At 68.7% G+C, this 11,747-nt stretch carries 8 protein-coding genes; 7 read left to right on the top strand and 1 reads right to left on the bottom strand.

Annotated elements, in window-relative coordinates:
* Nucleotides 1–2,521, bottom strand: a 2,521-nt coding sequence (gene polA, locus ACTWQJ_RS09855; protein ID WP_443306241.1) for a DNA polymerase I, incomplete at its 3' end; no start/stop codon positions are given.
* A gap of 167 nt (nt 2,522–2,688) precedes the next feature.
* On the opposite strand from polA, the gene ACTWQJ_RS09850 reads away from it, so the two are divergent.
* From ACTWQJ_RS09850 to ACTWQJ_RS09820, 7 genes are all read left to right on the top strand, one after another.
* A complete protein-coding gene (locus tag ACTWQJ_RS09850) occupies nt 2,689–4,968 on the top strand; it encodes an FdhF/YdeP family oxidoreductase (protein ID WP_443306240.1) in 2,280 nt (759 codons plus the stop codon).
* A 68-nt stretch (nt 4,969–5,036) separates the two neighbouring features.
* Nucleotides 5,037–5,525 (top strand): hotdog fold thioesterase, encoded by a 489-nt coding sequence (locus tag ACTWQJ_RS09845; protein ID WP_443306239.1) that lies wholly within the window; start codon nt 5,037–5,039, stop codon nt 5,523–5,525.
* 552 nt (nt 5,526–6,077) lie between these two features.
* Nucleotides 6,078–7,307, top strand: coding sequence for a branched-chain amino acid ABC transporter substrate-binding protein (locus tag ACTWQJ_RS09840; protein WP_443306238.1), 1,230 nt, complete (start codon nt 6,078–6,080; stop codon nt 7,305–7,307).
* A gap of 132 nt (nt 7,308–7,439) precedes the next feature.
* On the top strand, nt 7,440–8,369 hold the full coding sequence (locus ACTWQJ_RS09835; RefSeq protein ID WP_443306237.1) for a branched-chain amino acid ABC transporter permease: 930 nt from the start codon (nt 7,440–7,442) through the stop codon (nt 8,367–8,369).
* 4 nt (nt 8,370–8,373) lie between these two features.
* Nucleotides 8,374–10,158: a branched-chain amino acid ABC transporter permease gene (locus tag ACTWQJ_RS09830; protein WP_443306236.1), complete on the top strand. Its 1,785-nt coding sequence runs from the start codon at nt 8,374–8,376 to the stop codon at nt 10,156–10,158.
* 5 nt (nt 10,159–10,163) lie between these two features.
* On the top strand, nt 10,164–11,024 hold the full coding sequence (locus ACTWQJ_RS09825) for an ABC transporter ATP-binding protein (protein WP_443306243.1): 861 nt from the start codon (nt 10,164–10,166) through the stop codon (nt 11,022–11,024).
* Nucleotides 11,021–11,737 (top strand): ABC transporter ATP-binding protein, encoded by a 717-nt coding sequence (locus ACTWQJ_RS09820; protein WP_443306235.1) that lies wholly within the window; start codon nt 11,021–11,023, stop codon nt 11,735–11,737. The genes ACTWQJ_RS09825 and ACTWQJ_RS09820 overlap by 4 nt, the downstream gene beginning before the upstream one ends.
* Nucleotides 11,738–11,747: the final 10 nt, after the last annotated feature.

The raw sequence follows: 11,747 nt of genomic DNA, 5'->3' as shown, positions 1-11,747 counted from the left end.
CCAGGGCACGGCGGCGGACATCGTCAAGATCGGTGCCCTGGATGGGTGCGTTGAGGGCCATGCGCTCGGCCGCCTCGCGGCGCTGGCGGTTGTCGCTGTTGAGGTCGGGGAGGTAGCGGCGGCGCCCGAAGAGCGTCGCCGTGTAGCCCGTCGCCCGGGCCTCGTCGACCGCCCGGCGCAGATAGTCCCGTACGCCGCCGAAGCGCTCGAAGTACGCGTCCCTCAGGGTGTGGGCCTCGGCCGCCTCGATGTTCAGCTGCTGGGACAGGCCGAACGCCGACAGCCCGTACGCCAGGCCGTACGACATCGCCTTGATCTTGCGGCGCATCTCGGCGTCCACCGCGGAGGGGGCGACGCCGAACACCTGCGCGGCAGCCGTGGTGTGCAGGTCCTCGCCGGACGTGAACGCCTCGATCAGACCCGCGTCCTCGGAGAGGTGGGCCATGACGCGCAGCTCGATCTGGCTGTAGTCCGCCGTCATCAGCGACTCGAAGCCCTCGCCGACCACGAAGCCGCGGCGGATCGCCCGGCCCTCGTCGGTGCGGACCGGGATGTTCTGCAGGTTCGGGTCCGTGGAGGACAGGCGGCCGGTGGCGGCGACGGTCTGGTTGAAGGTGGTGTGGATACGGCCGTCCGTCGCGATGGTCTTGATCAGGCCCTCGACGGTGACCCGCAGCTTCGCCTGCTCGCGGTGGCGGAGCATGATCACGGGCAGTTCGTTGTCGGTCTGGGTGGCCAGCCACGCCAGGGCGTCGGCGTCGGTGGTGTAGCCGGTCTTGGTCTTCTTGGTCTTCGGCAGGGCCAGCTCACCGAAGAGGATTTCCTGCAGCTGCTTGGGCGAGCCCAGGTTGAACTCATGCCCGGCGGCCGCATGGGCCTCCTTCACGGCCTGCTGCACGGCACCGGCGAACATCTGCTCCATGGCTTCCAGGTGGGCGCGGTCCGCCGCGATGCCGTGCCGCTCCATCCGGGCCAGCAGCGCCGACGTGGGCAGCTCCACGTCCCGCAGCAGGTCCGCGGCGCCGACCTCCTGCAGTCGGCCCTCGAAGGCCTGGCCCAGGTCGAGGACGGCGCGAGCCTGGATCATCAGCGCCTCGGCCTCGGCGCCGTCGTCCGCGCCGAAGGCCAGCTGTCCGTCGGCCGCGGCGGCGGGGGCGAGCTCGCGGTGCAGGTACTCCAGGGACAGCGCGTCCAGGTCGAAGGAGCGGCGGCCGGGCTTGACCAGATAGGCGGCGAGCGCGGTGTCCATGGTGACGCCGGCGACGGTCCAGCCGTGCTCGGCGAAGACCCGCATCGCGCCCTTGGCGTTGTGGAAGACCTTGGGCCGGGCGGCGTCGGCCAGCCAGGCCGCGAACGCCTTCTCGTCGGCCTCGTCCAGCTGGGACGGGTCGAACCAGGCGGCCGGTCCCGACAGTGTGGCGAGCGCGACCTCGGCGACCGCGCCCGTGCCGAGCGCCCACGTGTCCACCGTGGCGACGCCCAGGGGGCCTGCGCCGTGCTCGGCGAGCCAGGGCGCCAGCTCGCCCGTGCCCAGCACCGTGCCGTCCAGTTCCACGCCGTCGGCCACGACGGGGGTGGGCTCGGTCTCCTCGGCGCCCGGGTCGACGCCGAAGAGCCGTTCGCGCAGCGAGGGGTTCCTGATCTCCAGGGTGTCCAGCACCATGGCGACGGCCTTGCGGTCGTACGGCGCGCGGGCCAGGTCGGCGACCGTCCTGGGCAGCTCCACGTGGCGCTCCAGCTCGGTGAGCCGGCGGTTCAGCTTCACCGCCTCCAGGTGGTCGCGCAGGTTCTGCCCGGCCTTGCCCTTGACCTCGTCGACGCGCTCCACCAGGTCGGCGAACGAGCCGAACTGGTTGATCCACTTCGCGGCCGTCTTCTCGCCGACGCCCGGGATGCCCGGCAGGTTGTCCGACGGGTCGCCGCGCAGGGCAGCGAAGTCGGGGTACTGCGCGGGCGTCAACCCGTACTTCTCGAAGACCTTCTCCGGCGTGAACCGGGTCAGCTCCGAGACGCCCTTTGTGGGGTAGAGCACCGTGGTGTGCTCGGAGACCAGCTGGAAGGAGTCGCGGTCGCCGGTGACGATCAGCACCTCGAAGCCCTCGGCCTCGGCCTGCGTGGCGAGCGTGGCGATCACGTCGTCCGCCTCGTACCCCTCGACCGCGAAGCGCTGGGCGTGCATCGCGTCGAGCAGCTCGCCGATCAGCTCCACCTGGCCCTTGAACTCGTCCGGAGTCTTGGAGCGGTTCGCCTTGTACTCCGTGAACTCCTGGGAGCGCCAGGTCTTGCGGGAGACGTCGAAGGCCACCGCGAAGTGCGTGGGCTCCTCGTCGCGGAGCGTGTTGGCCAGCATCGACGCGAAGCCGTAGATCGCGTTCGTCGGCTGGCCCGTCGCGGTCGTGAAGTTCTCCGCGGGCAGCGCGAAGAACGCGCGGTAGGCCAGCGAGTGCCCGTCCATGAGCATCAGGCGCGGACGGGTACCGCCGGGGCTGTTGTCGGTCTTCTTCGATGCTGTCTCTGCCACGCCCCCGATCCTGCCACGCCCCACTGACAGTCAGCCCCGGGCGCCGTCCACGCTCCTCGGCGCAGGCATTGTTCACGCCCTCCGCACGCCCGCACCGTCAACGTTGTCACCGGCACGTGCGAGGATCGGAGACGTATCTCACACACGCACTCGAAGGAGAGCGGGCGATGGCAACGAAGCCGCCCAACGCCGACCCGGTTCAGGACGCCCCTGAGGTCGCCGAGCCGCAGCACGCGGCGGCCGGGCTGCCGGCCATCGGGCACACCCTGCGCGTCGCCCAGCAGCAGATGGGCGTGAAGCGCACCGCGCTGACGCTGCTGCGGGTGAACCAGAAGGACGGCTTCGACTGCCCGGGCTGCGCCTGGCCGGAGCCGGAGCACCGGCACAAGGCGGAGTTCTGTGAGAACGGCGCGAAGGCGGTCGCCGAGGAGGCCACCCTGCGCCGGGTCACCCCGGAGTTCTTCGCCGCGCACCCGGTCGCCGACCTCGCTGGCCGCAGCGGCTACTGGCTCGGCCAGCAGGGGCGGCTCACGCACCCCATGTATCTGCCCGAGGGCGGCGAGCACTACGAGCCGGTCACCTGGGAGCGCGCCTTCGATCTCATCGCCGAGGAGATCACCGCCCTCGGCTCCCCCGACGAGGCCGTCTTCTACACCTCGGGGCGTACGAGCAACGAGGCCGCGTTCCTCTACCAGCTCTTCGCGCGCGAGCTCGGCACGAACAACCTGCCCGACTGCTCGAACATGTGCCACGAGTCGTCCGGCTCGGCGCTGTCGGAGACGATCGGCATCGGCAAGGGCAGCGTCCTGCTGGAGGACCTCCACAAGGCCGACCTGATCATCGTCGCCGGCCAGAACCCCGGCACGAACCACCCGCGGATGCTCTCCGCGCTGGAGAAGGCCAAAGCGGGCGGCGCGAAGATCATCAGCGTCAATCCGCTGCCCGAGGCCGGCCTGGAACGCTTCAAGAACCCGCAGACCCCGAAGGGGCTGACCGCCGGGGCCTCGCTCACCGACCTGTTCCTGCAGATCCGCATCGGCGGCGACCAGGCCCTCTTCCGTCTCCTCAACAAGCTCATCCTCGAGGCCGAGGGCGCCGTCGACGAGGACTTCGTGCGCCAGCACACCCACGGCTACGAGGAGTTCGCCGCGGCCGCCCGCGCCGCCGACTGGGACGAGACGCTCACCGCGACGGGCCTCACGCGCGCGGAGATCGAGCAGGCCCTGCGCATGGTCCTCGCCTCCGAGCGCACCATCGTCTGCTGGGCGATGGGCCTCACCCAGCACAAGCACTCCGTGCCGACCATCCGCGAGGTGGTCAACTTCCTCCTCCTGCGCGGCAACATCGGCCGGCCCGGCGCGGGCGTGTGCCCGGTGCGCGGCCACTCGAACGTGCAGGGCGACCGCACCATGGGCATCTTCGAACGGCCGGCACCCGCCTTCCTGGACGCCCTGGGGAAGGAGTTCGGCTTCGCGCCCCCGCGGGAGCACGGCTACGACGTCGTACGCGCCATCCGCGCCCTGCGGGACGGCGAGGCGAAGGTGTTCTTCGCAATGGGCGGCAACTTCGTCTCCGCGTCCCCCGACACGGACGTCACCGAGGCGGCGATGCGACGCGCTCGGCTCACCGTGCACGTGTCGACGAAGCTCAACCGCAGCCACGTCATCACCGGAGCGCGAGCACTCATCCTGCCCACGCTCGGCCGCACCGAGCGCGATCTTCAGGGCAGCGGCGAGCAGTTCGTGACCGTCGAGGACTCCATGGGCATGGTGCACGCCTCCCGCGGCCGGCTGGAGCCCGCGAGCCCGCACCTGCTGTCCGAGCCGGCGATCGTCTGCCGTATGGCACGCCGCGTGCTCGGCGAGAACAGCACGGTGCCGTGGGAGGAGTTCGAGAAGGACTACGCCACCGTCCGCGACCGCATCGCGCGGGTGATCCCCGGCTTCGAGGACTTCAACGCGCGCGTGGCCCGCCCCGGCGGCTTCACCCTGCCGCACGCCCCGCGCGACGAGCGCCGCTTCCCCACGGCCACCGGCAAGGCCAACTTCACCGCGGCGCCCGTGGAGTACCCGCGGCTGCCCGAGGGCCGGCTGCTGCTGCAGACGCTGCGCTCGCACGACCAGTACAACACCACGATCTACGGCCTCGACGACCGCTACCGGGGCATCAGGAACGGCCGCCGGATCGTCCTCGTCAACCCCGAGGACGCGCGGGAGCTCAAGGTCGCGGACGGGTCGTACGTCGACCTGGTCAGTGAGTGGACGGACGGCGTTGAGAGGCGCGCGCCCGGCTTCCGGGTCGTGCACTACCCCACGGCACGGGGCTGTGCGGCCGCCTACTACCCGGAGACCAACGTCCTCGTCCCGCTGGACGCCACCGCCGATGTCAGCAACACCCCGGCCAGCAAGTCCGTCGTCGTCCGTCTGGAACAATCTGCGACCGACTGAGCGTTTGCTCAGCCGGATGCGTTCCCAGACGCGTCCGACGAGAAGACGACGAAACGGAGCCGGGCCCCATGGGTGAGCAGCAGACCGTGAAGTTCCCGCAAGAAGTCATCGACGAGTACGCGGCGCTCGGCGTCGACCTGCCCGCCCTGTTCTCCGCCGGGCATCTGGGCACCCGCATGGGCGTGCAGATCCTTCAGGCCTCGGCGGACCGCGTCGTCGGCACGATGCCGGTGGAGGGCAACACCCAGCCGTACGGACTGCTCCACGGCGGCGCGTCCGCGGTGCTCGCCGAGACCCTCGGCTCGATCGGCTCCATGCTGCACGGCGGCACTTCCAAGATCGCCGTGGGCGTCGACCTGAACTGCACCCACCACCGCGGGGTGCGCTCCGGCCTGGTCACCGGCGTGGCCACGCCCGTGCACCGGGGGCGCTCCACGGCGACGTACGAGATCGTGATCAGCGACGAGCAGGACCGACGCGTGTGCACCGCCCGCCTGACCTGCCTGCTGCGGGACGTGAACCCGGGCGACGGGGAGCACGTGCGCTCAGCGGGCTGAGCCGACCACAGGGCCGGGCTCGCAGGGTGGTTGACCCGCCGCCAGTCCCAGCGCATCTCAACCAGGACGGCGGGCCCCGCGGTCCGGCCCCGCACGTCGCTCTTGCGGAAAAGTGCCGCGAAACGACGCACTCTTTTTCCCGTCTGTAACTCTACGTAATACGCGCGCAATTGAGGCCTGCACTTTCAGCCGCGATCCAGTGGGCGGGCGACGCCTCAGAAGCAGCACCAGGTAGCCTGCAGCAACCACTCCCCGCCATTACCAAAACCAAAAACACTACTGATCACAGCAGGCCGATCCTGCGGGTCTCAGCATACGGACGGGGCGAATCGGTTGGAATTCCGCGCTTCCACCCGCCTAGTACCGCTCTGCATTACGTCGTGTCATAACAAGAGCGTCACAGCCTTGGTCAGGTACTCCTCCACGGTTCCCGCACACGCTTAGAGTCACCGCCAGTCACCGCTCCATCGGGAGTTCGGTACCAGCGCGGCACCCGCCGCCCCCAACCCGGGGCGGGCGTGACTGCGGAAAGGACTGATTGTGCGACGTTCCTTGGTGATACTTACCTCCGTCCTCGCGACCGGAGCTCTGACGCTCACCGCCTGCGGCTCCCGAGACGACAACGGCGGCAGCGACGGCAACGACGGCGGGGACAGCACGACCCTGACCATCGGCGTGGACGCCCCGCTGTCCGGTGAGAACTCCCAGACCGGCCTCGGTATCCAGTACGGCGCCCAGATCGCCGTCGACGACGCCAACGAGAAGAACCTGGTCCCCGGCGTCAAGTTCAAGATCAAGGCCCTGGACGACAAGGCGCAGCCCGCCACCGGCCAGTCCAACGCCACCGACCTGACGGGTGACCAGAGCGTCGTCGGCGCCGTCGGCCCGCTGAACTCCGGTGTCGCCCAGTCGATGCTGCAGGTGTTCTCCGCGGCCAACATGGTCCAGATCTCCCCGGCGAACACCAACCCCGAGCTGACCCAGGGCAAGAACTGGCAGACGGACAAGAAGCGGCCGTACAAGACCTACTTCCGCACCTCCACCACCGACGAGCTGCAGGGCAGCTACGCCGCCGACTACGCCTTCAACGGCCTCAAGAAGAAGAACGCCTTCGTCGTCGACGACAAGCAGACCTACGGCGCCGGCCTGGCGAAGATCTTCAACGAGCAGTACAAGAAGCTCGGCGGCAAGGTGGTCGGCACCGACCACGTCAACACCGGTGACAAGGACTTCGGTTCGCTCGTCACCAAGATCAAGAACTCCAAGGCCGACCTGCTCTACTACGGCGGCCAGTACGACGAGGCCCAGCTGATCACCAAGCAGCTCAAGGACGCCGGGGTCAAGATCCCGCTGTTCGCCGGTGACGGCACGTTCTCCACCACATACATCGAGACGGCCGGCGCCGCCGCCGAGGGCGACCTCGTCACCGCCATCGGCGTCCCGGCGGACACCCTGCCCGCCGCCAAGGACTTCATCGCCGAGTACAAGGAGAAGGGCTACAAGGGCGACTACGGCGCCTACGGCACCTACGCCTACGACGCCACCACCGCCATCATCAAGGCCGTGAAGGCCGCCATGGACGCCAACGACGGCAAGCTGCCCGAGATGAACGAACTGCGTCCCAAGGTCGTCGACGAGGTCCAGAAGTCCGACTTCGAAGGCCTCACCGGCAAGGTCTCCTTCGACGAGTACGGCGACACCACCAACAAGCAGCTGACGGTTTACCAGGTCGAAAAGGGCGAGTGGAAGGCTGTCAAGACCGGCACCGCCGAGCTCGGCTGATCCAGGCCCCCCAAGCACGCCACACACGGGCCGCGCGGAAGGAGGACCCCGACCGCGCGGCCCATTTCCACACCCAGACCCCCCCGGCACGCAACCAGTGCACACGACCACCAGCGACATGGAGGCCATGCGGTGAACACCCTGCCGCAGCAGCTGGCCAACGGGCTGCTCCTAGGCTCGATGTACGGGCTGATCGCCATCGGCTACACGATGGTGTACGGCATCGTCCAGCTCATCAACTTCGCGCACGGCGAGATCTTCATGACCGGGGCATTCGGCGCCCTCACGGTCTACTTCTACATCCTGCCCGACGGCACCTCGATGGCGATCGCCGTTCCCCTGATGCTGCTCGGCGGCGCCATCGTCGCCATCCTCATCGCCGTCGGAGCGGAACGGTTCGCCTACCGACCACTGCGCGGAGCACCACGCCTGGCACCGCTCATCACAGCCATCGGTCTCTCCCTGGCGCTCCAGGAAGTCGTCCGCAACTTCTACCCCGAGGCCGACGGCGCCCGCCCCTTCCCCGGCCTCGACACCACCCACGACATCGGCTCCATCACCATCAAGGACGCCGACATCTTCCTGATCGTCGCCGCGATCCTCTGCATGTCCGCCCTCGCCTGGTTCGTCCGCAAGTCCCGCACCGGCCGCGCCATGCAAGCCACCGCCCAAGACCCCGACACCGCGCAGCTCATGGGCATCGACACCAACCGCATCATCGTCATCGCCTTCGCCATCGGCGGCTTCTTCGCCGCCGTCGCCGCACTCGCCTACGGCCTCAAATACGGCAACGTCGACTACCGCATGGGCTTCCTCATGGGCCTGAAGGCCTTCACCGCGGCCGTCCTCGGCGGCATCGGCAACATCTACGGCGCCATGCTCGGCGGCATCGTCCTCGGCATCGCCGAAACGCTCGCCTCCGCCTACATCGACGAAATCCCCGGCATGCAGCAGCTCGGCGGCCAGAGCTGGGCCAACGTCTGGGCCTTCTGCCTCCTCATCCTCGTACTCCTCGTCCGGCCCCAGGGCCTGCTCGGCGAGCGTGTAGCGGACAGGGCGTGATCACATGACCGACATCGACAAGACCACGCCCGACACCCGCGGCCTGCTGCCGCTGACCCTCGCAGCCGCCCGCGCCCTGCTGCTGGCCGGCGGCATCGCCACCGCCGCCTCCGCTTTCCTCGCCTGGACCTGGACCGCCGAATTCCCCGGCGACCTCACCATCAACGGCTACCCCGGCGGCCTGCAATGGCTGACCTTCACCGCCGGCATCATCACCGCGCTGTTCGCCCTCGCGTCGTACGGCATCCGCGGCCTCGGCTGGCTGCTGCCCGCCGGCAACAACGCACCCCTCGTGCTGAGCGCCGTCAGCGGCTTCGCCACCACCTGGTTCACCATCATCGCGATCAGCGTCGAACTCGGCGGACTCGCCAACCTCGAACCCGGAGGCTGGATCGCGGCCGTCGCCGCCCTCCTCCCCCTCCTCGGCGCCCTCTCCCTCCCCGAGAAAAGCACCGGCAACGCCAAGGACACCCTCAAGGCCTACATCACGAAGGCCGACAAGATTCCCGCGCCGACCCCCGTCGCACCCTGGGTCGAGCGACTCCTCCTCACCGTCATCACGATGATCGGTCTCGGTGTCTTCACCTACGGCATCGACACCGAGTACGGCGAACTCTTCATCGGCTACCTCATCGTGGTGGCCTTCACCGCCTGGGCCCTGCACACCGCAGGTCTCCTCGACCGGCTCTCCCGGCTCGCCGCCCACAACCGCAGCTTCACGCTCGCCATGGGCTTCGTCGCCGCCATCGCGTTCCCCTTCACCCAGACCAACGACCACTACGCCAACATCGGCGTCAACATCCTCATCTTCGGAACCGTCGCCCTCGGCCTCAACATCGTCGTCGGCCTCGCCGGACTCCTCGACCTCGGATACGTCGCCTTCCTCGGCGTCGGCGCCTACACCGCCGCCCTGGTCTCCGGTTCCGAGTTCTCCCGCTTCTCCGGCGTCCAGTTCCCCTTCTGGGCCTCCGCCCTGACCGGTGCCGCCGCATCGCTCGTCTTCGGTGTCCTCATCGGCGCCCCCACCCTGCGCCTGCGCGGCGACTACCTCGCCATCGTCACCCTGGGCTTCGGTGAGATCTTCCGCATCGCCATCAACAACATGGACGGCGACTCCGGACCCGACATCACCAACGGCCCCAACGGCATCGCGGCCATCCCCGACCTCAAACTCTTCGGGTTCAACCTCGGCGAGTCCCACGACATCGCCGGCTTCACCCTCGGCCGCTTCGCCAACTACTACCTGCTGATGGTCCTCATCATGGCCATCGTGGTCCTCGTCTACACCCGCGCCGCCGACTCCCGTATCGGCCGCTCCTGGATCGCCATCCGCGAGGACGAGACCGCCGCCACCGCCATGGGCATCAACGGCTTCCGGGTGAAGCTCATCGCCTTCGCCCTCGGCGCCGCCCTCGCCGGTCTCGCCGGCACCGTCAGCGCCCACGTCACCTACAGCGTCGTACCGACGCCGTACCAGTTCGCCGGCTCCACCCCGCCCAACTCCGCGTTCCTCCTGGCCGCGGTCGTCCTCGGCGGCATGGGCACGGTCGCCGGCCCGCTCCTCGGCGCAGCACTGCTCTACCTCATCCCGGAGAAGCTCGTCTTCCTCCAGGAGAAGCAGCTCCTCGCCTTCGGCATCGCACTCATCCTGCTGATGCGCTTCCGCCCCGAGGGCATCATCGCCAACCGCCGCCGCCAGCTCGAATTCCACGAGACCGGCCAACTCGACGTACCAGAACAAACGACGCTGACCGACGAACCGGCCGTCACCACGAAGGCGGGTGCGTGACCACCATGACGACACCAGTACTCGAAGCCCGCGACGTCACCATGCGCTTCGGCGGCCTCACCGCCGTGCGGTCCGTGGACTTCACCGTCAACGAGGGCGAGATCGTCGGCCTCATCGGCCCGAACGGCGCCGGCAAGACGACCTTCTTCAACTGCCTGACGGGCCTGTACATCCCCACCGAGGGCACGGTCTCGTACAAGGGCACCGTCCTGCCGCCCAAGCCGCACCTGGTGACCAAGGCGGGTATCGCCCGTACGTTCCAGAACATCCGGCTCTTCGCCAACATGACGGTCCTCGAGAACGTCCTCGTCGGCCGCCACACCCGCACCAAGGAAGGCCTCTGGTCCGCCCTGCTGCGCGGCCCCGGCTTCAAGAAGGCGGAGAAGGCCAGCGAGGAACGGGCCATGGAACTCCTGGAGTTCATCGGCCTCGCCCACAAGCGCGACCACCTCGCCCGCAATCTGCCCTACGGCGAGCAGCGCAAGCTCGAGATCGCACGGGCGCTGGCGAGCGAGCCGGGTCTGCTCCTGCTGGACGAACCCACAGCCGGTATGAACCCCCAGGAGACGCGGGCCACCGAAGAACTGGTCTTCGCCATCCGCGACAAGGGCATCGCCGTGCTCGTCATCGAGCACGACATGCGCTTCATCTTCAACCTGTGCGACCGCGTCGCCGTCCTGGTCCAGGGCGAGAAGCTCGTCGAGGGCACCTCAGAGGTCGTCCAGGCCGACGAACGCGTCATCGCCGCATACCTGGGCGAGCCGTTCGAGGGCGACCCGGGCGAGGCGGAGGCCGCCGAAGTCGCAGCCGCCGAGGCCGCGGTCAACGCGCAGAGCACCACCAGCACCAAGGGAGACGCCCAGTGACCGCACTGCTCGAGGTCGAGGACCTCCGAGTCGCCTACGGCAAGATCGAGGCCGTCAAAGGCATCTCCTTCAGCGTCGAAGCCGGCCAGGTCGTCACCCTCATCGGCACCAACGGCGCCGGCAAGACGACGACGCTGCGCACGCTCTCGGGCCTGCTGAAGCCGACATCCGGAAAAATCGTCTTCGAAGGCAAGCCGCTCACGGGCGTCGCCGCCCACAAGATCGTCGCCCTGGGCCTGGCCCACTCCCCCGAGGGCCGACACATCTTCCCGCGCCTGACCATCTTCGAGAACCTCCAGCTCGGCGCCTTCCTCAGGAAGGACAAGGAAGGCATCGAGAAGGACATCCAGCGAGCGTACGACCTGTTCCCCATCCTCGGAGAACGCCGCAACCAGGCCGCGGGCACCCTCTCCGGCGGCGAACAGCAGATGCTGGCCATGGGCCGGGCGCTGATGTCCCAGCCGAAGCTGCTGATGCTGGACGAGCCCTCCATGGGCCTGTCCCCGATCATGATGCAGAAGATCATGGCGACGATCGCCGAACTGAAGTCGCAGGGCACCACGATCCTGCTCGTCGAGCAGAACGCCCAGGCGGCCCTGTCACTCGCCGACCAGGGACACGTCATGGAGGTCGGCAACATCGTCCTCTCCGGCACCGGACAGGACCTGCTCCACGACGAGTCCGTCCGCAAGGCGTACCTCGGCGAGGACTGAGCGCCTCTGC

Origin of the sequence: Streptomyces sp. KR55, from assembly GCF_052245645.1 — a bacterium.
In the GTDB taxonomy this organism is placed as follows: domain Bacteria; phylum Actinomycetota; class Actinomycetes; order Streptomycetales; family Streptomycetaceae; genus Streptomyces; species Streptomyces flavusporus.
Note: the sequence above shows the minus strand (reverse complement) of the source record. Positions and strands in the feature narration are given on the sequence as shown.